20 protein-coding genes are annotated in these 25,007 nt (G+C 43.2%); 8 read left to right on the top strand and 12 right to left on the bottom strand.

The window, feature by feature from the left end; genetic code table 11:
* Nucleotides 1-27: 27 nt before the first annotated feature.
* Nucleotides 28-1,584, bottom strand: a complete 1,557-nt coding sequence (locus SWOO_RS11415) for a fumarate hydratase (RefSeq protein ID WP_049774309.1) — start codon at nucleotides 1,582-1,584, stop codon at nucleotides 28-30.
* Between the two features lie 165 nt (nucleotides 1,585-1,749).
* Between SWOO_RS11415 and pabB the strand changes: the two genes are divergently transcribed.
* Entirely contained in the window at nucleotides 1,750-3,153 is a 1,404-nt protein-coding gene (gene pabB, locus SWOO_RS11410; RefSeq protein WP_012324851.1) for an aminodeoxychorismate synthase component I, read from the top strand.
* Between the two features lie 35 nt (nucleotides 3,154-3,188).
* A complete protein-coding gene (locus SWOO_RS11405; protein WP_012324850.1) occupies nucleotides 3,189-3,758 on the top strand; it encodes a CoA pyrophosphatase in 570 nt (189 codons plus the stop codon).
* Nucleotides 3,759-3,766: 8 nt separating this feature from the next.
* Here SWOO_RS11405 and SWOO_RS11400 read toward each other — a convergent pair whose 3' ends face one another.
* Complete coding sequence (locus SWOO_RS11400; protein ID WP_012324849.1) at nucleotides 3,767-4,102, bottom strand: hypothetical protein; 336 nt, start codon at nucleotides 4,100-4,102, stop codon at nucleotides 3,767-3,769.
* A gap of 263 nt (nucleotides 4,103-4,365) precedes the next feature.
* On the opposite strand from SWOO_RS11400, the gene asnS reads away from it, so the two are divergent.
* A complete protein-coding gene (gene asnS / locus SWOO_RS11395) occupies nucleotides 4,366-5,766 on the top strand; it encodes an asparagine--tRNA ligase (RefSeq protein WP_012324848.1) in 1,401 nt (466 codons plus the stop codon).
* Between the two features lie 88 nt (nucleotides 5,767-5,854).
* On the opposite strand, the gene SWOO_RS11390 is transcribed toward asnS, so the two are convergent.
* The 4 genes from SWOO_RS11390 to SWOO_RS11375 form a co-directional block, all read right to left on the bottom strand.
* Entirely contained in the window at nucleotides 5,855-6,295 is a 441-nt protein-coding gene (locus SWOO_RS11390; protein ID WP_041417611.1) for a helix-turn-helix domain-containing protein, read from the bottom strand.
* Between the two features lie 137 nt (nucleotides 6,296-6,432).
* Complete coding sequence (locus SWOO_RS11385; protein WP_012324846.1) at nucleotides 6,433-7,893, bottom strand: DUF3570 domain-containing protein; 1,461 nt, start codon at nucleotides 7,891-7,893, stop codon at nucleotides 6,433-6,435.
* Between the two features lie 5 nt (nucleotides 7,894-7,898).
* On the bottom strand, nucleotides 7,899-8,135 hold the full coding sequence (locus SWOO_RS11380) for a DUF4266 domain-containing protein (protein ID WP_012324845.1): 237 nt from the start codon (nucleotides 8,133-8,135) through the stop codon (nucleotides 7,899-7,901).
* Nucleotides 8,132-8,647, bottom strand: a complete 516-nt coding sequence (locus tag SWOO_RS11375) for a TlpA disulfide reductase family protein (RefSeq protein ID WP_012324844.1) — start codon at nucleotides 8,645-8,647, stop codon at nucleotides 8,132-8,134. Before SWOO_RS11375 ends, SWOO_RS11380 begins: the two co-directional genes overlap by 4 nt.
* Nucleotides 8,648-8,974: 327 nt before the next feature.
* Here SWOO_RS11375 and SWOO_RS26505 point away from each other — a divergent pair, with 327 nt between their 5' ends.
* From SWOO_RS26505 to SWOO_RS11360, 4 genes are all read left to right on the top strand, one after another.
* Entirely contained in the window at nucleotides 8,975-9,076 is a 102-nt protein-coding gene (locus SWOO_RS26505) for a diguanylate cyclase domain-containing protein (RefSeq protein WP_195742950.1), read from the top strand.
* A gap of 34 nt (nucleotides 9,077-9,110) precedes the next feature.
* Nucleotides 9,111-9,323, top strand: a complete 213-nt coding sequence (locus SWOO_RS11370; protein ID WP_041417609.1) for a nucleotidyl cyclase domain-containing protein — start codon at nucleotides 9,111-9,113, stop codon at nucleotides 9,321-9,323.
* Between the two features lie 42 nt (nucleotides 9,324-9,365).
* Nucleotides 9,366-9,785: a secondary thiamine-phosphate synthase enzyme YjbQ gene (locus SWOO_RS11365; RefSeq protein ID WP_012324843.1), complete on the top strand. Its 420-nt coding sequence runs from the start codon at nucleotides 9,366-9,368 to the stop codon at nucleotides 9,783-9,785.
* Nucleotides 9,786-9,934: 149 nt separating this feature from the next.
* The gene (locus SWOO_RS11360; protein ID WP_012324842.1) at nucleotides 9,935-10,621 is read left to right on the top strand and encodes a flagellin; all 687 of its coding nucleotides are present in this window, start codon (nucleotides 9,935-9,937) and stop codon (nucleotides 10,619-10,621) included.
* Nucleotides 10,622-10,681: 60 nt separating this feature from the next.
* Here the strand turns inward: SWOO_RS11360 and SWOO_RS11355 are convergent, their stop codons facing one another.
* The 6 genes from SWOO_RS11355 to SWOO_RS11330 all read right to left on the bottom strand — a co-directional run bounded on the left by SWOO_RS11355 (nucleotide 10,682) and on the right by SWOO_RS11330 (nucleotide 21,749).
* Nucleotides 10,682-14,014, bottom strand: a complete 3,333-nt coding sequence (locus SWOO_RS11355; protein ID WP_012324841.1) for a DEAD/DEAH box helicase — start codon at nucleotides 14,012-14,014, stop codon at nucleotides 10,682-10,684.
* A gap of 166 nt (nucleotides 14,015-14,180) precedes the next feature.
* Nucleotides 14,181-14,924 (bottom strand): cytochrome b/b6 domain-containing protein, encoded by a 744-nt coding sequence (locus tag SWOO_RS11350; RefSeq protein ID WP_012324840.1) that lies wholly within the window; start codon nucleotides 14,922-14,924, stop codon nucleotides 14,181-14,183.
* 92 nt (nucleotides 14,925-15,016) lie between these two features.
* Nucleotides 15,017-17,245, bottom strand: a complete 2,229-nt coding sequence (locus SWOO_RS11345) for a sensor domain-containing phosphodiesterase (protein WP_012324839.1) — start codon at nucleotides 17,243-17,245, stop codon at nucleotides 15,017-15,019.
* 172 nt (nucleotides 17,246-17,417) lie between these two features.
* The gene (locus tag SWOO_RS11340) at nucleotides 17,418-18,632 is read right to left on the bottom strand and encodes an RsmB/NOP family class I SAM-dependent RNA methyltransferase (protein WP_012324838.1); all 1,215 of its coding nucleotides are present in this window, start codon (nucleotides 18,630-18,632) and stop codon (nucleotides 17,418-17,420) included.
* Between the two features lie 161 nt (nucleotides 18,633-18,793).
* The gene (locus SWOO_RS11335; protein ID WP_012324837.1) at nucleotides 18,794-20,068 is read right to left on the bottom strand and encodes a sugar MFS transporter; all 1,275 of its coding nucleotides are present in this window, start codon (nucleotides 20,066-20,068) and stop codon (nucleotides 18,794-18,796) included.
* Nucleotides 20,069-20,099: 31 nt separating this feature from the next.
* Entirely contained in the window at nucleotides 20,100-21,749 is a 1,650-nt protein-coding gene (locus SWOO_RS11330; protein WP_041418113.1) for an alpha-glucosidase, read from the bottom strand.
* A 485-nt stretch (nucleotides 21,750-22,234) separates the two neighbouring features.
* On the opposite strand from SWOO_RS11330, the gene SWOO_RS11325 reads away from it, so the two are divergent.
* On the top strand, nucleotides 22,235-24,961 hold the full coding sequence (locus SWOO_RS11325) for a TonB-dependent receptor (RefSeq protein WP_012324835.1): 2,727 nt from the start codon (nucleotides 22,235-22,237) through the stop codon (nucleotides 24,959-24,961).
* Nucleotides 24,962-25,007 lie beyond the last annotated feature (46 nt).

Below are 25,007 nucleotides of genomic sequence, written 5' to 3'. Positions count from 1 at the left end.
GCCAAGTTTATCTTGCGCCTTTGTAAACTAGTTCAGTTTAATTTTCCAGATAGCTGGGCCCGTCTCATGGGCATTCACGCCATCTGAATCAACTGCAACAGTGACAGGCATATCCTTCACATCAAACTCATAGATAGCTTCCATGCCTAGATCGGCAAAAGCGACAACACGAGAGGTTTTAATCGCTTTCGACACTAAATAAGCAGCGCCACCGACAGCCATCAGGTAAACAGCTTTATTTTTCTTAATAGAAGCGACAGTAGCAGGCCCACGCTCAGCTTTACCTATCATGCCCATCAATCCAGTCTTCTCTAGCATCAGATCGGTAAACTTATCCATACGAGTCGCCGTTGTTGGGCCAGCAGGTCCTACAACTTCACTGCCAACAGGATCAACAGGACCAACGTAATAGATAAATTTACCTTTAAAGTCGACCCCCTCTGGCAAACCTTCACCTGACTCAATCAGGCTTTGAATACGCTTATGCGCCGCATCTCGACCCGTGAGCATCTTGCCATTTAACAGCAACGTATCACCGCTCTTCCACTGCTCTATCTCAGCTTGAGTGACAGTGTTTAGATCAACACGGCGCGTGTTTTCTCCCGCTTCACGGGTGATCACAGGCCAATCTTCCAGTGATGGCGGAGTCAGTACAGCAGGGCCGCTGCCATCAAGATGAAAATGTACATGACGCGTAGCAGCACAGTTTGGGATCATCACCACAGGCTTAGATGCCGCATGAGTTGGCGCCGTTTTAATTTTAATATCGAGCACAGTGGTTAATCCACCCAAGCCCTGCGCTCCAATACCAAGTTTATTAGAGCGCTCAAAGATATCTAAACGCATCTTCTCTTCTGTGGTTTCTGCGCCTCTAGCTTGAAGCTCATGGATATCAACAGGATCCATTAGTGACTCTTTTGCCATCACAGCGGCTTTTTCAGCGGTACCGCCAATGCCAATGCCTAGCATTCCCGGTGGGCACCAGCCAGCACCCATGGTGGGTAATGTTTTCTCAACCCAAGCAGCCACATCATCCGATGGATTTAACATTGCCATCTTAGATTTATTTTCAGAACCGCCACCTTTAGCCGCAATGGCTACTTCAACATGATCGCCAGGTACCATATCGATATGGACAACTGATGGCGTATTGTCTTTGGTGTTTTTGCGGCTGCCAGCTGGATCGGCAACAATGGATGCACGAAGTGGGTTATCTGGATTATTGTAAGCTTGTCTGACGCCCTCATCGACCATCTGTTGAACGGTCATGTCCGTCTTGTCCCACTTAACGCCCATTCCTACTTTTACAAAACAGGTCACAATCCCCGTATCTTGGCATAAAGGACGTTTGCCTTCGGCCGACATACGTGAGTTGATCAGGATCTGTGCAATTGCATCTTTGGCCGCTGCGCTCTCTTCACGCTCATAGGCCTCAGACATAGCATCAACGAAATCTTTGGGGTGGTAATATGAGATATATTGTAGGGAATCGGCAACGCTCTCAATAAGATCGGCTTGCTTAATGATGACTTCTTTACTCACAGACTCTTCCTTTTTATATAGGGTGCATACCAATAGTTTCATTGGCTTACATACTTCTTATAATTTATTGGCCCATGATACCTTCCTCAGACTCTTAGGGAAACATCACACACCAGCTTGTATATAGTTTTTTTAATTCTAGCCTATGGTTATGGTACCCTACCTAGGTATTTCAAAGGGATCTTCCCATTTTATTAAGGTTTTTTGATGAGTTGTTCGGCGTCGCATCAACTTGCAGTTCGCAAGTTGACTTGGGATCATACTTCTACAGCACTTTTTTCACATTTTTCAGATCAGCCTTGGGCCATGCTATTAGATTCAGCCAACGCCCCTCACGCAGACGCTAAACACGACATCATAGTGTGTGAGCCTGTGGCAACAATCGTGACTGAGTCTGGATTAAGTAAAGTTAGCCATTATGAAGGCAATCGCGTTACCAGAGTCGATACTTTAACGCTTGATCCCTTCAAGGTTATCAAGCAAAGCCTCAATGATTACTTCCCCACTCCTTTAACAAGTCAGCTTCCATTCTCTGGCGGCGCTCTGGGCAGTTTTAGTTACGATCTAGGTCGGCAGATTGAAAAGCTACCAGATATTGCTCAACGGGATATAGGTTTAGCAGAGCTCAATATAGGACTCTATATGTGGGCCCTAATCTATGACTATCAATCAGCGTGCTGGCTTTTAGTTCATTACCAAGGAGAGGAAGCGCTACAAAAACAATTAATTAAGCTTGAATCTCTGCTTAACAAGAATAACAATGAAAATAATCAAACATTTACCCTCACCAGTGGTTGGCATAATCAAATCAGCCAAGAGCAATACAAAGAGAAATTTGCTCAAGTGCAACGTTACCTGCATAGCGGTGATTGCTATCAGATAAATTTGACTCATAGGTTCGAAGCCGATTATCAAGGTGATGAGTGGCAGGCATATACTGAGCTGAGTAAAACCAACAAGGCCCCCTTCTCTGCATTTATCAGACTAGAGAACGCAGCCATATTATCTATTTCACCAGAGCGCTTTGTGCAGTTGGTGGATAGAGATATACAAACCAAGCCGATTAAGGGAACCCGTCCAAGATTCAGCTGCCCTGTACAGGATAGTGAGTCTGCTATAGCACTTTCACTGGCCACAAAAGATCGAGCGGAAAATCTGATGATTGTCGATCTGCTGCGCAATGATATCGGTAAGGTGGCACAAGCAGGCTCGGTGAATGTCCCTCACCTGTTTAGTATTGAAAGCTTTCCCGCTGTACATCACCTTGTGAGCACAGTCACAGCAAAGTTAGCGCCTCAATATCAGGCAAGTGATCTGCTTAAAGCTACTTTCCCTGGAGGCTCAATCACAGGAGCTCCTAAAATTCGTGCTATGGAGATCATTGAGGAACTTGAACCTTCAAGGCGTAGCCTATACTGTGGTTCTATCGGCTATATAAGCCAAGATGGCCAAATGGATACCAGTATCACCATTAGAACCTTGGTAGCCCAATCAAATCGGATCTACTGCTGGGCCGGTGGTGGCATTGTTGCCGACTCAGTGGCAGATGAAGAGTACCAAGAAACCTATGACAAGGTGAGTAAAATACTGCCGATTCTGGAGAAGATGTAAGCAGTATTTGATTAGCGCAATAAAGGGGGGATGATTTGAATTTAGCAGAGTTAAGAGTGAGGTATAACTTCCAAGCTTTAACGGATCTTATCAGTCCCCCAATATCAAGTGAACTTCGTCAAGCTGCAGTGTTAATCGCATTTACTCAAGTAGATAACGACACGCACCTTATTTTAACCCGTCGCCCTATGCACCTGCGTAGTCACCCAGGGCAGATAAGCTTTCCAGGTGGTAAAGTAGAAAAGTCAGATATTAATGACATCGCAACCGCATTAAGGGAAGCTGAAGAGGAGATCGCTTTAAAGATCTCAAATGTTGACGTCTTAGGACAACATCCTAAGTATAAAACCTTTACAGGCTTTGAGATCACGCCTGTATTTGGGATTGTTAAACAAAGTTTTGTTCCAGAGCTGGATCCCGGAGAGGTTGACTATCTGTTTACCATCCCACTTACCTTCCTACTGGATAAACGTAACCGTAAACATTATCTCTACCGTAGACATGGCACTCAACACACAGTGCACTTTATTCAGTACAAACATCATATGATCTGGGGGGCTACAGCAGCCATCATTGAGCAGTTATGCCAGCAGATCACCCAATGATTTAGCCCCTACACCACGAAACGCACATAAAGACCCGCTGCCAACGAAGCGGTCAATAGCAGTGGAATATTAAACCAGTATCCCATCTTACTGTGATGAGCAAAGTAGTAATTAAAGGCTAAGCTGATAAAACTTATCGCAGCGCAGGTCCAGATAACATACTCAAGTTCAATGGTATGAGTTTGATCCCAACCTAGTCGAACCGAAGAACCTTTACTCAAATAATATCCAACCGCCCTATCAGGTCTCGCTTTATCAAACACTATCAGTGCGTAAACAGCCAAAGACCAGCCACAAACCGATAAAAATGACAATAGGAGTTGAAATATCTTAACTTTCTTCATACAGCCTCCTTAGTAACTGCCCTATAGAAAGTATAACAATATGATATTGAGACGCATCTTTCAGCAACTTATTACATTTTTTCTGCTCAAGCATGGAGTTTTAACCCCTTAACACCTCTATTTGGACTGATATATAAACTTTTCTATCATTATTTTTCCAACAAGCCACGAATATGCCTATTTACACTTGAGAAAAGCCGTCAGCAAGGTAATATGAACATCCGATTTTTTTATATAACGTTTCGTTGGAGAACTAAGCAACAATGAGCATTACATCTGTCGCTTCTGTATTTAAAGGTGATTTTGCGATCGGTTCGCAAGTTACTGTTCGCGGTTGGGTAAGATCCCGTCGAGATTCCAAGGCTGGGATCTCTTTTCTTGCCGTTTATGATGGTTCCTGCTTTGACCCTATTCAGGGTGTAGTGCCAAATAGCTTAGCTAATTATAATGACGAAATCTTAAAGCTAACAGCTGGTTGCTCTGTTGTTATGACTGGTGAAGTTGTCGACTCTCCAGGTAAAGGTCAAGCTTTTGAACTTCAAGTCACTCAGGTTGAGGTCGCAGGCTGGGTTGAAGATCCTGATACCTACCCAATGGCAGCTAAGCGTCACTCTATAGAGCACCTAAGAGAGCTAGCTCACTTGCGCCCTCGTACCAATATTATTGGTGCTGTTGCCCGCGTAAGAAACAGCTTATCTCAGGCTATTCACCGCTTTTACAATGAAGAGGGCTTTATCTGGGTATCTACGCCACTCATCACTGCATCAGACTGTGAAGGTGCTGGAGAGATGTTCCGTGTTTCAACACTTGATATGGAAAACCTGCCACGTACTGATGAGGGGAAAGTCGATTACAGTGAAGACTTCTTCGGTAAAGAGTCTTTCTTAACCGTATCTGGCCAACTTAACGCAGAGACTTATGCAAGTGCACTGTCTAAGGTTTATACCTTCGGTCCCACTTTTCGTGCAGAAAACTCTAATACCAGTCGTCACCTAGCTGAATTCTGGATGGTTGAGCCTGAAGTTGCATTCGCAGATCTTGACGATGTAGCAGGCCTAGCTGAGCAGATGCTTAAATTCTGCTTTAAAGCAGTACTTGAAGAGCGTCGCGACGATCTTGAGTTTTTCGCACAACGTGTTGATAAAACAGTTATCGAACGTTTAGAGTCATTTGTTAACAGTGATTTTGCTCAGGTCGACTACACTGATGCGGTTGAGATTTTAAAGAACTGCGGCAAAAAGTTTGAATACGATGTTGAGTGGGGAATTGATTTACAATCAGAGCATGAACGCTACCTTGCTGAAGAGCATTTTAAAGCGCCTGTTGTGGTTAAGAACTACCCGAAAGACATTAAAGCTTTCTATATGCGACTCAATGAAGATGGTAAAACCGTTGCAGCAATGGACGTACTTGCTCCAGGCATTGGTGAAATTATCGGTGGTGCCCAACGTGAAGAGCGTTTAGAGGTTCTTGATGCTCGTCTCGAAGAGATGAATCTAAGCAAAGAGGATTACTGGTGGTACAGAGACATGCGCCGTTACGGCACAGTACCACATTCAGGATTCGGCCTAGGTTTCGAGCGCTTGGTATCTTATGTGACGGGTGTATCCAACATCCGTGATGTGATCCCTTTCCCTCGCGCACCAAAGTCAGCAAGCTTCTAAGCCCTAAATCTGAAAGAAAAACGCCCTATATGGGCGTTTTTTTATTCTCTCTAAATAAAACGACTAGATAACCAACTTCCCAAGCCCTTCAACTGACTTCATTACTTGCATGGATCACCCACGAGAAGCCTAGCCGATCTAATATTCGATAAATATTTGATATTTCATAATTTACCTCAAATTGTTCGGAGATATATTCTTGAATATCACAGCCATGTAACGTTTCTGTTGTGGGATTTTCTGTATGTGATTTTATATATATCGACAACTGCTCCAACTGCTTCTCACTCAAGGCTGCTGGCCTTCCCGTATGCTTCTTTTCCTTTAAACCATCTAAACCAAACGACAGATAATTAGCAATCCACTTATTGACACTAGTACGGCTGACTTTTAGATATTCAGCAATTTGATATCTTGATTTCCCCTCTTGGAAATGAAGTAAGGCGAGCAGCTTTAATCTCATTCTAGCATTGGTTTCTTTTCGAATAAGTTGCATTAAATCTTCAGGCTCACGCATGTTAGCTGCCATCTTCTTATACTCCTTAGTAACCTCACTCCAACTTAATATGTAGTACATTACCCGCTCAGAAACAAACACAAATAACTGAAAATAGAGAAAATCATATCAATATTGGAAAAAGTTAAGCAAAAGGAGCCATTGAACGTTTAAAATGCGAAACCAATCTGAGCAATAACGGCATTAACCTGCTCATATAAACCTAAATGAGCGAGCTGACCCACTCGCTCATCACCATTATCCTGGGGTCTATGCTGATAAAGCTCTAACCGATAAGAAAACTTTGTTCCCCCCTGGAGTTTATGACCAAATTTAATGCCAAATGTATAGGCTGTTAATTTCCCTAACCTGCTATCTGCACTGCCGTATTCTGGCAATTCATCCAGTTCTGGCAAGAAGGCATGATAAAAGTCGACCGCTGATTGTCGATAATAACGTAGATGGATCTGACCATAGAGTGAAGCAGTAAATTGATAACGATAGTGTGTTTCAACCGTATGGGAATCTATGCCCCAGTCATCTGCACTGTATCGGTAGGAGAGGTCAACAACTCCAGTTTCTAGTGCGCCTTTGGTTAACAAGAATACACTCTGTTTATATCGTGTATCTGGCCTATTCTCATAGAGGTAGCCCTGAGCCGTCCCCCGTTCATCAATCTGGCTAATTATTTTGTAGGGGTCGGTCATGTACCCATCAAGATAGGAAAAACTATAATTGCCTTGGACTAGCCAGTATCGATTCAGAAGTTGCGTAAAACCAACACTTAAATCAAAAGTTTGCTTAATGGAGCTCGATAGATCCCTTGTTTTGTCAAATGCTTGCTTAAACTCTGACTGAGATGAAAAATCATCTCTAAATAACATAGGCGCCCAAGAAACAGGCCTTCCCCCAACAGGATCTATGATGTCGTAGTAATAGCCAAATGCAAGATTCACAGCGCTATTTCCCCTGTTAAATGACCGCTCGGCGCCACTGTTCACCCCAAGGGAGGTATAGTCATACTCACGAGATAGATGAAATCCAAGATTAACTTTATCGGTATTAGAGAGGGTTTCAGTCCAGTTACCATTTAGCTGTAAACGGGTATCTTTAAAGGTATCATCCAGAGGTGTTTCACCATTTTTGGCATAATAAACACCGTTGCCAGAGGGTCGCGTAAAGGTTTGTTGTTGCTGTTGAGGAGCTGCGCCGTTGGGAGATGCACCAGTTAAGGTATCGAGGAGGAGTTTTCCCTCAAGTTCACTCTTATCTCCATAACTGGCTTGAAGATTAAAAATGCCTTCTGCAGCTGTTACCCTATCAGGTTCTTGATAATAGAGCAGCGCTGTTTCTATTTTTGTTACTTCAAGTTTCTTTTCGCTCGCTATCGTGGGGAGACTAATACTGGTTTTATCAGCCTCCTCCATATCTTTAGAGTCATCTATCTCTGTAGCCATAACAGGCGCTGAAAATAACGCAAAGCTGGCTATAGTCAGGCTTTTATTGATATTTCTATAGCGCTTGCACTGGTGTTTATCTGATGCCCCTGAGGCGAGTTCAAATGCTGAACTTCTTTGTGTTGAGCTCTTTTGGGTAGAACTCTCTTGTATTGAGCTGCGCTTTTTTCTCATCGCGGTTAGTTGCACCCACAACCTCCACCACCTTGTGTGCGGCCCCCACTCGTCCCCTCTTTACTGAAATAGATATGATCGTTCAACATAAGATCTAACTTCTCATTATCAAGCGCCATATCTTCTCGAGCGAACTGATCCCGCTCCCACGGCTGAACACCTAACGTGGAACAGCCACCGCAAAGCAAAACAAATAAAAACAAAAACTTAGCCTTAACCCACTTTCCACAGATAGCCATCATTTGCTCTCATTTAGCAGTTTAACAATTTCAGTTTCATATTCCATTAAATTTTCCCCATAAAATCCGACATGAGTGTTCACAAGTTCCCCCTTTCGATTAAAGAGGTAACTAGATGGCATACCGAGGATTTCAAACTCTTTTGCGACCTTATGCTCAACGTCATAAGCGATGGTAAATTGTGCAGGGAGCTGCTGTAAAAACTGATCAGCAAGCGTACTATCAAAATCAAGGTTGACTGCGACAATTTTCAAACCTTTATCTGCATATTTATTGTGCATCTCATCCATCCAAGGAAAAGATTTGCGACAGGGCCCACACCATGATGCCCAGAAATCGATATATACCACCTGCCCACGCAACTCAGAAAGAGAATAAGTTTGGCCATCTCCTCCTTTCACTTCAATATCCAGCCTTGGCTCGGCCCAAACCATATTCATTGGCAACAGAGATATTGCTACAACAAAAATAATCGATGTGAGCTTATCGTAATGATAATTTAGTCTTTTTACCATGTTAGCTGACTTATTAATAACTAATGATGACTCATTTATACACTGACAAGCAGATAAGTTACAGCGCTGTACTCAAGAATAACCTATGAGTAAAAATGATAACTGAAACTAAGCCAGTTCATTTGATTAGCATCAAAAATCAATATTGTCGTTCAATGCTACTATTGAAGGTAATAACTAGCATAAAATATGGTGCAATCATCAATCCATTTGAAACTCAGTTAAATTCCATTTTTGCTAACTACTGATGAGCTAACCGGTGTTTACAACCGTAAACGCCTAATATAAACATTAACCCGTCGACCTCAAGAGAACACAGTAAACGGCATTCAATCCTCAATACTCTTGCTCTGTCTCGATCATTTCAAAAAAGTTAATGATAAATTTGGTCACCTTATTGGAGGCGAACTCTTACGCAAAACAGCTTAAGCTTTAAAAGTGCCCCCCCCCAGATGATTCAGAAGTGATTCGTTATGGCGCTGAAGAGTTTCTTATCGTATTGACTGGTTTGGATGCTAATCAGGCCCCTTTAATTGCACAGACGTTAATAGAACAGTGGCTTGCCGATTGTGATAAAGCCCTTTATCAGGCAAAATCAGATGGCAGAGACAGATACACCAAGCCATCTCAAGAGCCTGAATCCTGCATTTTGAAGGGGGTTGGATGTAAATCCTAGCCCAAGAATTTAGGCTTACTCATCACTCAAATAAGAAGCATTATGTGGATACAAAAAGAGTTCAACCTAACCAGTAAACCACGAGGTTTTCACCTCATTACTGATGAGATCTTAAATGCTATCGAAGAGATAGCTTCATTACAGATAGGTGTTTTACACATTTTTATTCAACACACTTCTGCAGCCTTAACCCTTAATGAGAACGCAGACCCTAGCGTTAGAGTGGACTTTGAACGCTATTTCAATAGGCTCGCCCCAGAGAATGAGGCTTACTATACTCACACCTATGAAGGTCCAGACGATATGCCTGCTCACCTAAAATCTAGCCTGTTAGGCGCATCACTTACCATTCCAATCACCAATGGCACGTTAAACTTGGGAACCTGGCAAGGTATCTACCTGTGTGAAGCAAGAGACAGAGCAAGCTCCCGTCATCTCATTGCCACCATACAGGGTGAATAGTCCTACAATCACTTTCGACTAAATATACCTATCCGCTCTAACCTTCTATTTCTTGCTCCTATTTGCACTAAACAAAGGACTAAGGGCGGTTGTTTTTTGAGTGATACAGAGAAATAATTAAGTATCGATAGAGGTATTTGGAGGCAAAGATGAAACTGCCTACCACACAAGCAAGTAATCTGAGTCACCTTGAACGTCAACAGGAGGAGAGAAAGAAGCTACAAGAAAAGCTTGCGACAGGTCTTAAGATAAACCAAGCAGCGGATGCACCTGCAGGTTCGCAAATAGCAAACAGATTAACCTCAAGCATCAATGCCGCAGATAATCGAACCAGCAATGCCAGAGATCAACAAAGCATCATCAATACCCAAGCTGGCCAATATGCTTCAATCACAGATAACCTATTACGCGCTAGAGAACTAACCATACAAGCTGGTAATCCTGTTAATGATAAGCAAGCGATTCAAGCTGAACTTGATCAGCTTACCGAAGAGATTAATGTTATTGCTGAGCAAGTATTGGGACAGAGCAATTTTATTCCCTCTTTAGATGCAAGTAACCCAAGTGCAGCACAAAGTGATATTGAAACTGCCAGTACAACTATAGATGCAAACGCCAGTGCAGGCGGTGTACAAAGCCGTGGACTAGATAGCCAGATTAATCTTTATCAGATAAGCAGTACCAATAACCAAGCTGCTCGCTCAAGAATTCAGGATACTGATTATGCACAATCGGCATCAGACCTTCTCAGAACCGAACTTCAATTGAAAATCGCAGTCATATTAAAGAGGGATGAAGAGGAGCGTAAAGGACTACTCCTCAATAAGTTTATTTAATTGAAAATAGACTAAGTTAAGGCTCCTGCTTGTCAATAAATAACCAAGTTAGATTTATCATTATTCATCAATGGCTAAAGGCTTTAACAGCTCAAGCCAATCATCCCCTGTCATCTCTGTTAGATGCTGTGTTTCACTGTCATAGATACTTTGAGCCAGATTATACTTGCTCTCTTGCAACCTCTGAATCCGCTCTTCAACCGTATCTTTACAGATAAGCTTATACACAAACACAGATTTATCCTGCCCAATTCGGTAAGCTCTATCGCTTGCTTGTTGCTCTGCGGCAGGGTTCCACCAAGGATCGGTATGAATAACCACGTCGGCGGCAGTCAGGTTCAATCCCGCTCCCCCTGCTTTTAGGCTAATTAGAAAAACTGGAACCTCACAATTTTGAAAGCGGTTAACTAAATTCGCCCGATCTCGGCTTTTACCTGTAAGTTCAACATGGGGAATACTTAAACTCTCAAGTAGCTCGGAGATTAAAGTTAACATACTGGTAAAGGAGGAGAAGATAAGTATACGTCTTCCATCTTCAAGCATGCCAGGAAGTTTATCTGCAAGCCAATTTAGCTTACCAGAGTGTGTCACACCTGTGCTATTAGGCGATTGGTTCTCCATCTTAGCGACAAGCTTCTGCCTTACATTCATCGAAGAATTAGCCACTAAATGCTCAACTCTTTGCCCCTCTTTATCAGTTCTGTCTGCAATTTGGGTTATCTTAAGCAGATCGGGATGACAACATACCTGACGTAACTTCAGTAAAGCATTACTGATAGCTAGACGATTACGCTTCATACCTGAGAGTGAAACAGCCTTTCTTAGCTCCTCAGACATGGTTAATCGGATCGTTTCATAGAGATCCCCCTGTACCTGAGTCAAGCTAATATACTCATTAATAACTGTCTTCTCAGGAAGTTCTTTTGCAACATCCGCTTTCATTCTTCTTAATAGGAAGGGGTTAATTCTCCGTACTAAAGCGCCACGAACCTCTTCATCTTCCTCCTTCTCTATTGGCGTTTGATATAAGCGATTAAACTGAGCTGCACTGCCCAAAAAACCTGGCATTAAAAAGTTAAACTGAGACCATAGCTCACCTAAATGGTTTTCAAGTGGAGTCCCCGTCAAACACAGTTTATGGGACGATGACAAACTGCCCACGACTCTGGCTATGCGGCTGCGGGCATTTTTAATATTCTGAGCCTCATCCAGTACCACAAGATGAAAGTGCGTATCGGCCCAAAATAGTGCATCTTGCTGAAGAGTGCCGTAACTCGTGATCACAATATCGGCTTGATCTATCTGCTCAGCGTTTTTATGCCGCTTGGTCCCTGACCATAAAAGCACGGCTAAATCTGGTACAAAGCTCTGAGCTTCATGCAGCCAGTTGGCGAGTAAACTGGTTGGCGCTACGATAAAACAAGGCTTAGTTAATCGACCTGACTCTTTTTCAATCAGTATACTGGCCAAAGTTTGAATTGTTTTTCCTAGCCCCATATCATCGGCTAAAATACCAGAAAAGCCTTGTTTCATCAGAAACTGTAGCCAATTAACTCCCTCTTGCTGATACTCTCTCAGCTGGGCATTAAGCCCTTTAGGTGGCTTAGTAAAATGAGCTTTAGTGCCACTCTTGTCCAGATAGGCATAGATTTTTTCAGCTTTCTTTCTGAGTGAGTCACTACCTAACCACTCAAACTCACCACCCACTTTAATGGAGGATAACTCTGCTACTCTAGTTAACTGATGCAATGGCAAACTTACCGTATCATCAAGAGATAGAGGCTTTTTATCATATAGCTCGACCAATACGGTTAAGATTTTTTTAATCCTTGCTGCAGGTAATGCAAGGCGCTCCCCACTATCAAGATCCATCAAGAATAGGGATTGACTATCAAGCTCTTCAACTCCCCCCTGACGAATAGCTTTAACTAAGTAGGGCAACAGATTCACTTTCTCACCGTTAACCTCGACGCCTATCTCTAAATCAAACCAACTTTTATCATCTCCCCTACTCTGTACATCCCCATACCAACGCTCTGCATGTATCAATTCAAAGCGATTTTTAAGCCCATAATTTATCTGCCATCCCGCAAGAGATAACCGGCGAAGTAAGATCATCTGCTCACTTAACTGTGGAGGTAATATCCGGGTACCAATAGGAAACAAATCCCATACAGGTGATTCAAAAGCTGAGGTTAGTAGCGGAAAGTCAGCAAGTTGCACATTAAGCTCAGCCGTTTGCTTCATCACATCAGGAGCATCATAGGCGCAGGAAAATATCTCATCTAAACTGATGCTCTGCTCTGCGTGGACTAGCGAGAAATTTGCGACCTCTACTGCAAGCTCAGCCTGCTCAGACCATGAAAATTCAATTTGATGTCGACGAATCGTCAAGCTAGGTGACCAGTCAATATCGTTATTAACTACAGGCTTATCAAGCCCCTCTGTAGGGAGTAAAACTAAGCTCATGCTTGCTAGATCTAGGTAGGCTCGCTCATCAATTGCGATAAAGGCGTCGGGATCAAAAAAATCGTACGGATATTGAGTCTCTATTGTTAAAGGAACCTGCTCACAATCCATCCAAAAGCAGCGCTGAGTCGCACATAATGTTTTAATGAATGTCAGCGTGCTAAGCGCTTGGATATCAAGTGAAATAGCCTCCTGTTGAGCTGCTTTTTGCTGTTCATCCAAAGTTAAAGATAAAGCTTTAAGCTCTGCCAACAGGTAAAGATCGGCTTGGGTGATATATTTAGGTTGTGCAGATTTAGCTGAAAACGCAAAGCCCATATCCCGTTTGATGGAGTATCTGCCTTTCTTACTGATATAACCTTTATGGGCTGTAAGATGTAAAACGCCCTCATTGCTTAAGGAGAGCAGGTAAACAATACGGTGACGCGCCATATTAGGATAGGGATCGAAGCGCTGGTTAAACTCAGTTTTAAGCAAACGAATCGCAGTATCAGCACGCTTTTTCTCGCTTGGGTAGGGCGTTATCGCATCTTGTTTAGCGATATAGTCAATGGCTAATGCCGCAAGATGTTCACAGGGAGTTTGTTGCACACATGAGCAGCGACTATGTTCAGAACCAACTATCGGGCCAGCAGTCCAATCAAGCTGAGTATCAATCAACTCAATACACTTGCCACTTTCTAGCCCGTCATGCTTATTGTCAAATTTAAACTCGCCGGACAGTAGCCATGAGGAGTGATCAACATGGACTAGCTGCTCAGCTAACAGAAGCTGCATGCCATTAAAGATTGTTGCTTGACTAAAATACGCTTCTAGCTTGACCAATGAGTTTGCCTTTCGTTCTCGTTGTTTACCTATCTTATGTCGCCCTAGAGCGACAAAAGAATTAAACCCAAAGCGAGAACTATAGCACTCTTGCACCATGACATCAGTTCTTTTAATCCAGTTATAAATCAAAAAATAGTCAAGTAGGTCAAACAGCTAACTGATGGCTTATTTTAAGAACAATCACATGTAGATGAGTACAAATTTAGTACACGCATTACAAGGCATTAAACAACAGACTTCTTATTGATCGCCTCAACCTAAGTTAAGTATCACTGTCTTTAGCTTTGCCAACAATCCGCTTTTTACCTGAGAACATGGCAGAGATTATACCCGCTTGATGCTTTCTCTCAGCGTATATCACTGCAATAACGTGAATGAAGATTAATAGAATTAAAAAATAGGCTCCGTAAAGGTGGATCTTACCCGCGATACTTTTATATGGCTTAATCTCATCTAACTTAGCTTTATCGACGCCAGTTTCATCATAAGGTTTAATACTGGCAGCATCCACACCATCCTGTGCGATATATTCAGAAATTGTACCGCCAAATGGGGGATAGTAGATATCTGTCCCAGCTCGAAATAACCCCGTTGCGAGAAGCACGACTAACATCAGCATGATAACCATGACAGCTAATTTCCCCATGGGGTTGTGACCGATATACTGTGGGTTCTCTCCACGATCTAACGCTGACTTATACTCCTTGATAGCTTTAAGGCTCGGTATATTGTGACTAAACCGAGCAAAATGACTGCCAATGAAACCCCACAGGATCCTAAAGATAAGATTACCAGCAAAAAGATAGCCAATAACGACATGCAGCTCTTTTAACTTAATTTTGGCTTCCAGTGCATTAATGCCTAAATCTTTACGAAACAGCATCAACAAGCCAACAAATATCAGGCTAACGACCAGAAATAGATTAACCCAATGAAATATCCGACTTGGCCTATCCCAAACTCGATAGGTTTTCAGTTCTTCACCTTGCTCATTAGTTAACTTCATTTTGCTCACCCCGCATACAGAAGTAATTTAATGATTAAGATATTACGCCTTTTTCTCCTTTTTACAGTTAAAAATGCTTCATAAAATATAATTTAACGTTTATTGAGTAACTCAATCAGCGACGATTTAGTCATAGGTCGATAAAAATAGTAGCCTTGAACTGCTTCTATTCCCGCATTCTTAACGAACTGAAGCTCCTCTTTGGTTTCAACACCTTCAGCTATCACATGCAGCTCCAATGCATGACTAAGTGTCGTAATAGCTTCAACTAACGCTTGTTGTTTTTTTGATATACCAGAGTCTTGGATAAAGCTTTTGTCTATTTTGATCTGATCTATTGGAAAATGACTTAAATAGGATAAAGATGAATAACCAGTGCCGAAATCGTCAACTGCGATTTTTATCCCCATCTCCCTAAGCTTATTAAGAGAATCAATAAGGTGAGTATGCTGCTTCATTAAAAGAGATTCTGTGATCTCTATGGTGACCATCTCAAAGGGGAAAGCATCACAGCTCAACTCTTTGGCAATATGTTGAATCGAATTCACAAGGTTATCTTGTAGAGAGTGTGACCAAAACTCATACATTGATACGTTGATCGACAAACCAATATCTGGAGCAATATTTTGCAGTTCAATCAGAAATGACATCGCCTCTTGACGAACCCAATGTCCAATATCTACGATTAAACCACTACTTTCAGCCAGTGCAATAAACTCATCTGTAGGTATAAACTGCCCTTCATCCTGCCACCTTAATAACACCTCTGCACGCACAATTTGATGAGTATCAAGGCAGAGAATAGGCTGAAAATATAGCTCGAATGCATTTGACTCTAGTGCTAACTTAAGCGATGTATGCATTTTTGCCGTGTATTCAGCGTTTTGCTGCATCTGTTCAGTAAAGAAATGAAAACAATTCCTGCCCTCATCTTTTGAGATATACATGGCTTGATCAGCACAGTTTAATACTTGCTCCAAACTCATCGCATCTTCAGGAAAGCGAGCGATACCTATGCTAATACTGGTTAAAACTTGTTTGTCTCCTCCTAAAATATAGGGAACTGATACGGCTTCATTAATCTCATTAGCTAATAGCTGTAGTTCGCACTCTTTCACCATATCGGGCAACAAAAGCGCGAACTCATCACCACCTAGCCTAGCTAGTAACGCACTCTCTTTAATACAAGCCTGAATACGTTTACACACAGCTTGCAGGAGTTGATCACCTTTATCATGTCCTAAAGTATCATTAACTTGCTTAAAGTTATCCAGATCCATCAACATAAAACCAAAGCCTGGATTGAGCCTATCGGACTCAATTTCAGCATTCATGGCTTTAAACAGGTGGTTACGGTTCGCTAAGTGAGTTAAAGAATCGTAATTAGCCTGAAAATCAATAATTTCACTCGCTTTTTTTCGCTCACTGATATCACTAAAGAGCCATGAATAAAGGCGCTCATCAGAGGCTGGGTCTTTAAACACACTGACAGTCAGATCAAGATGAAAATGCTCACCATCGAGCCTGCAGCCAAGTAGTTCACCCTGCCAACTCTCTTTCAGTTTTAACTGGGCTAACATAGAGTTGAGCTTATGACCTGATGATTTAAAAAAGATCTCAGGTTCAAAATGATGATATTTATCAGGGCAGGCATTTAACATCTGATAAAATGTGGGGTTGGCATCGAGTATTGAGCCCAACTGATTGGTTATCACCATCGCCATCGGTAAGTGATTAAATATATTTGCAGTTAGGCGTTGAAACTGCAGCGCTCTACTGCGCTCAATCGCTAAACTGGCAAGCCTAGCAGCCTCACGGATCAAAACAAGATCCATCTCTGTGGGAGACTTTTCAGTGTCATAGTACATCGCAAAAGTGCCAAGTACCCTGTTTTCGTTATTCTTGATGGGCTCAGACCAACATGCTTGTAGTCCTGCTGCTAATGGAAGCGCCTTGAAAGGCTCCCAATAGGGATGGCTACTAATGTCTTCAACAATAACCCGCTCACCGCGAAAAGCGGCGGTTCCACACGACCCAACCCCCTCACCGATTTCAATCCCATGGATAGCCTCATTATAACTATCGGGTAGATTGGGGGCTGCACCAGTTAACAAACGCTGTCCGTCATCGCTAAGTAGCAAGATGGAGCCTATCGTTCCAAGCTTCTCCTCCTCTATTAGTAAGACTAAGGAGTCTAAGATATCTTTTAAGGGCGAGGCATCAAGCAACATGGCTAAAATCGAACCATAACGCCTAACACTGACACTGGAATTAGTCATACTGGGTAGTTCAGGAATACTGTAGTCGCGCTTTATATTCATTGCTCTCCGCATCTACAAGATAAGGTTCTACAATAATTCTAACTTAATTTAAACATAAATGCTTACAAATGCTGACCAAGAAATACAAGCATAAACGGTTTATTACCTGCAAAAAAAACGAGGCTATTAGCCTCGTTTATTAACAGTTGATTGAAATATAGGCAACAAACCTCTACTCAGCAATCCGCTCAAGCCTTGCCATATAAAAGCCATCAAAACCTGAGTCAGCGACACTGATGGTTTCATCTTCTAAAAATGTAAAGTGTTCATTTTCAGCCAAAAACGCGTCGACTTGGTCGCGGTTTTCCTCTGGCATAATTGAGCAGGTCGCATAGATTAAGATCCCGCCCACTTTCACCATACGACTATAACTTTGTAAAATATGCTTTTGCAGCTCAACCAAAACAGGGAGACGATCTGGCGTGTCACGCCATTTAGCATCAGGGTTACGCTTAAGAACGCCTAAACCTGAACAAGGAACATCAAGTAACAATCTATCGGCGCTCAATTTCAAACGCTTTATTGTTTTGCTGCTGGCGATAATACGAGTTTCAACATTACTAGCATTTGCACGGCGAGCACGCTGTTTAAGATTATCGAGTTTCCACTGCTCAACATCCATCGCCAGTAAACGACCTTTCCCTTTCATCTGAGCTGCAATTGAAAGGGTTTTTCCACCCGCACCAGCACATGCGTCAATCACGCGCATACCAGGTTTGGCATCGACCGCTGCTGCCACCAACTGAGAGCCAGCGTCTTGCTGCTCAAACCAACCTTTTTTGAAACTCTCTGTACGAAATAGTGCAGAATCAGACACCACCTCTAAGGCGGTATCGACACCATCAACCTCAGTTGTTTGCACTTGCTCATTGCGCAACTTCTTTGCAAGCTCTTCACGGGTACATTTTAAAATATTGGTACGAATAAAACGCTTAGGCTGAGTATTCAATGCCGCACGCTCTTTTGCCCATGCCTCTCCTAATTGAGCTTGTCCCATGGTATCTAACCATTCAGGACAACCATCCCAGAGCGCTGGTTGAAGCTTAGCTTCTTCAAGACGGGCAAAATATTCAGCTTCAGCAAGAGGCAAGGAGTATTGAAGTTTTGGTAATTCAAGCTCGTGAAACAGGTGCCAAGCATTCATCAAACGCGATCCCAAACGAGAGATCTCCTCAGGCTTCACGTCAGATAGAAAACAGTACAGATTCAAACGACGTAAAATATCTCCGACGACCTTAGTTATACGGGCCTGCTCCGACGGTATAAGTTGAAGACCAGAGAAGTGAACAGAATAAGCTCTATCTAAAGGTTTACCTTCAGATAACACCATATCTAAAATACTGATAACTAATTCTGTTGAGCTAGGGGAAAGCGGAGAGTTAAGCATGATATTGCCTATTGTAGATGCATAAGGGAAAACGTGAGGATAATAAGAGTTAAGCCTGCAATACGCAAGATATCTCTCCTCCAAAGCGCGATTATATACTCAGGACTTGCTCTGACAAATTCAAAAGCGGCCAACGGGCCGCTAATACCAATCGGCAACGGCTAAATACGAGAACCTTTAACACCATAAAATAGGATGAAAGCATAACAGAGGATAGGTAGGAAAAAGGCCTGCTGGATCCCGATAGCATCAGCCGTTATCCCCTGCAGTAATGGCAAGATTGCTCCACCAACAATAGCCAAACAGAGAACTCCTGAGCCTTGTGATGTATGTGGTCCTAGATCCCTCAATGCCAAGCTAAAGATAGTAGGAAACATAATTGAGTTAAATAAACCCACAGCCAAGATTGCCCACATCGCAATGTTACCGCTACTGAGCATGGCCACAGCAACCAAAATAGCTGCCATAGCCGCATTAAAGGCCAATACTTTTCCCGCTGCCACTTTTTGCATCACCGCAGAACCAATAAAGCGCCCTACCATCGCCCCGCCCCAATAGTATGTAATAAGCTGGGCTGCTTCAGACTCTTTCAATCCACCAATATGAGACTCGCCTAGGAAGTTAACCAGAAAACTGCCAATCGACACCTCTGCGCCCACATAAACAAAAATACCCACTGCACCTAATACCAAGTGTGTCGATTGCAGCGCACCTGTTCTCCCTTTGTACGTGACTGTTTCACCGCTATTTAAATCGATATGAGATTGAATAACAGGTAGCTTAAGCTTGGCAAATACCAAAGCTAGCACGGCCAACATGCCTGATAACAAAAGATAAGGGAGCTTAACTACCTCAGCTTCTGCTGAGTGCGCTAAAGCCGATGTGGCTTCCGTGGCTACCGATAAAATAAGCACAGCCCCGAAATAGGGAGCCACTGTCGTCCCCAATGCATTAAACGCTTGGGTTAAATTTAAACGGCTAGATGCCGTCTCACTACTACCTAACGCATTGACATAGGGGTTAGCAGCCACCTGCAGTATTGTAATTCCAGACGCTAACACAAATAGAGCGCCGAGGAATAAGCCATAGGTTTCAAACTCAGCTGCGGGGTAAAACAGGGCGCAACCTAAACTAGCAATAATCAACCCAGTGACTATCCCCTTCTGATACCCAAGCTTTTTAACTAATCGGCCTGCTGGAATAGACACTAAAAAATAAGCGCCAAAGAAACAAAACTGGATTAACATCGCCTGGGTATAATTTAGGGAAAAGACGGCCTTAAGATGAGGAATAAGGATATCGTTTAAGCAGGTAATAAAGCCCCACATAAAAAACAGAGACGTTAGAGACACCAAAGCAAACCGATAACTCCCTTCAGTACCTGCTTTATTGGAGCCAGAGTTATCAAGTTGTGAGTTGTTATAGAGTGAGGCCATTATTATCTTCCAATTTTATTATCAATTTATTTCACGTTAATACGCCATAAAAACTTGAGTAAGCAGGTAACGCAAGGCCACCGTCTATCAATCGACCAGTCACTAGCCCATGACCACTGAGAACATCAAGCTTCTTCGCATCGACTTCACCACTTAAGCTGAATCTATATTCAGTGCACTTATCGCTAAGGTTGAAACAGATAAAATAGCGAATACCTTCAGCTTCACGAATAAAAGCGAGAATGGACTCCGGTGCATCAATAAATTTGATCTCACCTTGAATAAGTGGCGTATGTTCACGTCGCCACTGCAGAAACTGTCGATATGCATTGAGTACTGAATCCTGATTAGATTCCTGCCCTGCTACTGATGCAGACAAGTGCTCTTTAGCGACAGGAAGCCAAGGTGCCCCATCACTAAAGCCCGCCCCCTTATCACTGTTGGTCCAAGGTAGTGGAGTGCGGCATCCATCTCTCCCCTTAAACTTGGGCCAGAAAGCGATACCAAAGGGGTCTTGCAACTGCTCAAAATCGATCGAAGCCTCTGTGAGTCCCAACTCCTCTCCTTGGTAAGTACAAACACTGCCACGTAGAGAGCACAGCATGGCAGTTAACATCTTCACCATATTGGGATCACTACAGTTTCGACCCCAACGCGTTGCCACACGCTGCACATCATGATTTCCAATGGCCCAACAAGGCCATCCATCGCCAATGCTAGCCTCTAATTCTTCCACCGTTTGTCTTATGTAGGCTGCGCTAAAATCTTCGGTCAGTAGCTCAAAACTATAGGCCATATGCAATCGCCCCTCACCTTGGGTGTATTGAGCCATCGTAGAGAGTGAATCTTCTGATGAGACCTCACCTAAGGTCATAGCACCTGGATACCTATCCACTAATGCTCTTAGCTCCTCAATAAACCCTAAGGTTTGTGGGCGGGTATTATTGAAGTAGTGATATTGGTATGCGTAAGGGTTGTCTTCACTAAAGCCGCGGCCTTGGCGCTTATCCTTTGGCTTAGGCGGGTTGTCTCTAAGCAGTTCATCATGATAACAAAAAGTGATCGCATCTAACCGAAAACCGTCAACTCCCTTTTTAAGCCAAAACTCAACATTATCGAGTACCGCTTGCCTTACCTCTGGATGATGAAAATTAAGATCAGGCTGACTCGTTAAAAAATTATGCAGGTAATACTGCTGACGCCTAGGTTCCCACTCCCAAGCACAACCGCCAAAAATAGCTAACCAGTTATTGGGCGCCGTCCCATCTTCTTTTGGCTCAGCCCATACATACCAATCACTTTTAGCATTCGTCTTACTTTCACGACTATCGATAAACCACTGATGCTGATCTGATGTATGACTTAGCACTTGATCGATCACCACCTTAATACCTAACGCGTGCGCCTTAACAATCAGCTTATCGAAATCATTCATCGTGCCGAACATGGGGTCAACATCACGATAGTCACTGATGTCATAACCAAAATCTTTCATTGGTGACTTAAAAAATGGAGAGATCCAAATAGCATCCACATTCAGGCTAGCGATATAATCAAGCTTTTGAATAATGCCCTGTAGATCACCAACACCGTCTCCGTTGGTATCAAGCAGACTACGTGGATAGATCTGATAGATCACCGCACCGCGCCACCAAGAAAGCTGAGTCGAAACCTGAGTCATTGCCGCCCCTAAAAAAATTAATAACCAACTTGAGAACAAAAACTCTAGCCAGTTGCACCCTTGTTGTTTTTTTGTAAAGCACAAAAGTGATTGCTCGAATGAGTTGAGCATACGTGATCCGGGAAATAGGGTTCAATATCTCTGCATACGTATGCATAACTACCAAGCTAAACAAGGCTAGTGAGATGAGGCAGTAAAACCATTTAAAAACAAAGGCAAACACCTCTTTTCGCCTAACTTTAACTGGGCTAGATATGGGTAAAAAACACCCATAACGCCTCTTGCATATCTTTTGAATACGTATGCATAATATTGTCGTCTCCATTATCCCGAGAGTAGTATCGTCACTGAAATGCAACAAACCAAAAACAGATGCAACAATCAAGCAGCTCTAATTCACAACGATTCATTAAAACCTGTGTATTGCCGTGACTGCTCACAATAAAAATAAGATAAGTAATCGAGTGAAATAAGGGGATAGATGGATGATTCAATTTAAACCTAGCCTACTGACTTTAGCCTTAATGGCCGCAGGTGCAAGTACGCAAACCTACGCAGCAGAACCACTTTCGCAAACAGACCAAAATGCAGAAGAAGCGATCGAAGTGATTGAAGTGACGGGGATCAGACGCAGCCTCAAAGAGTCACAATCACTAAAGATGTCATCCTCATCCATTGTTGAAGCGATATCTGCTGAAGATATAGGCAAGCTGCCAGATGTCAGTATTGCTGAATCATTAGCTAGACTTCCAGGCGTTGCCGCCCAGCGACTCGATGGCCGTGCCAATGTGATCTCAATTCGTGGACTGGGACCAGACTTCACAACCGCAACCTTGAACGGACGTGAACAGGCCTCTGTTAATGACAATCGTGGTGTAGAGTTCGATCAATACCCTTCAGAGCTATTAAATCGCGTGGTGGTGTATAAGACACCCGATGCCTCTGTTATGGCTCAGGCCATTGGTGGCACAGTTGATATGCAAACCATCAGTCCACTAATTCATGGTGAGCAGACTATCGCCGTGTCTCTGCGCGGTGAGTGGAACGACCTTGGCGCACTTAACAGTGACTCCACCGACAAAGGCTACCGCGGTAGTATCTCCTATGTGGATCAATTTGCCGATGACACCTTTGGGATCGCCTTAGGTTATGCACGCATGCAATCACCTAATCAGGAGGAGCGCTGGCAAGCTTGGGGTTACCCAGAGCTTGACTATAACCCAGACAATCCAAAAGTATTGGGTGGGGCAAAACCTTTTGTGCGTTCAAGTGAGCTTGAGCGTGATGGTGTTTTAGCCGTATTTGAATACCAGCCAAATGAGACTTTTCACTCTGTACTCGACATCTACTACACAAAATTCAATGATGAGCAGCGCCTTCGTGGCATTGAGATCCCAGGCCAATGGGGTGCTGGATGGGGAAATGCTGGCATAACAGCCATAGAAAATAGCGATGGACTCGTGACAAATGGCACCATTAATGATGCCGCTGTAATTGTTCGAAACGATATTAATATTCGAGATGCCGACTCGTTATCCATTGGCTGGAACAATCAGTTTATGCTCAATGAAAACTGGAGTGTCACAGCCGATGTCTCTATGTCCCGTGCAAACAGAACAGACATTGGCATGGAGAGCTACAGTGGAACAGGCCGTGGAAATGGTAATGGGGTCACCGACACCTTAGGCTTTGCTTATAATGGCGAAGGAAGTTATAACTTTGCCCACAATTTGGATTACTCCAACCCTGATCTTATCAAACTAGGCGGACCATTTAGCTGGGGAAACCCTATCGGTCCTGATAGCCAAGATGGCTTTATTAACAAACCAGAGATTGAGGATGAACTAAAATCCCTGCGATTAAGCGCGGAGTATATCTTCGATGATGGCTTTATCAGCAGTATTGAATTTGGCGTTAACCGCACCGATCGTGATAAGAGTAAGCGGGACAACGGCTTCTACCTAACCTTAAAGCAGTACCCAGATATGGTACGCGTACCTGATCAGTATCTGCTTTCACCCACCTCTCTCGAGTTTTTCGGCATGGGTGACATGCTAAGTTATGACTCGCTGGCTTTCTATAACGACGGCAACTACATAGAAACCAATGCTGACACAGTTGATCTCAGCCGTGCAACCAACTCTTGGGATGTCTCAGAGGAGGTCACAACCCTTTTTGTGATGGCGAATCTTGAGACAGAGCTGTTTGGTCTACCAGTTGTCGGTAATCTTGGTTTGCAATCGGTGCATACTGATCAAAGTTCAGAGGGAACAGTCGCCACAGTGGACAGTGGTGAGGTGGTGAAAACACCAAATTCTGCCGGTGATACCTATACCGAATGGCTACCTAGTATGAACTTAAGTTTCGAAGTGGCGGAAGATCAGGTTCTTCGTGTTGCAGCAGCCAGAACCTTAACCCGTGCACGTATGGACAAGATGAATGCTAACGTCAACTTTAGCTATAATGCGTCACCAACTGATGGCGTCAACTGGACTGGTGGCGCAGGTAACCCTTACCTCAAACCTTGGTTGGCACGCCAGTATGATATTAGCTATGAGAACTATTTCAGCGATCAAGGCTACTTTGCCTTAGCTGTGTTCTACAAAGATCTAGAAAACTTTGTTTATGATCAGCACTCAAACTTTAATTTTGGTGAGATATTCCCAGATCAACCAGGCAACCCTATCGGTAACGTGACTCAACCTCAAAACGGCGAAGGTGGATACGTGCAAGGGATTGAGGCATCGCTCTCTATCGACTTTGGAATGTTTGCCAATGCGCTTGAAGGTTTTGGTACTATCTTAAGCGGCAGCTATACCGACAGCGAAGTGAAGGAAACACCAGACAGTGAACCAACCACCCTACCGGGTTTATCTGAGAAAACCTTTAATGCGACGGTTTATTATGAAACTCGTGGTTTTGAAGCACGCATCAGCTCTCGCTACCGCTCAGACTTCCTTGGAGAGGTTACAAAGATCAGTTTGCAACGTGAAAACGTGAATATTAAGGCTGAAACTGTCGTAGATGCTCAAATTGGCTATGACTTCTCTGAAAGTGGCATCGATGCGCTTTATGGACTGTCGGTTCAATTGCAGGTGAATAACTTAACCAATGAGCCTTTCACCTCCTATTTTGGTGATGACAAACGTGAGGTGCGTGATTTCCAGAACTATGGTCGTAACTACATGTTAGGCCTTAATTACAAGTTCTAATCTCCCCTAAATCCTCTGTGACTAATCGTTCAAGCTCAAGTGTCTA

The organism is Shewanella woodyi ATCC 51908 (assembly GCF_000019525.1).
Lineage (GTDB): Bacteria > Pseudomonadota > Gammaproteobacteria > Enterobacterales > Shewanellaceae > Shewanella > Shewanella woodyi.
This window is presented reverse-complemented; position numbering and strand designations above follow the sequence as displayed.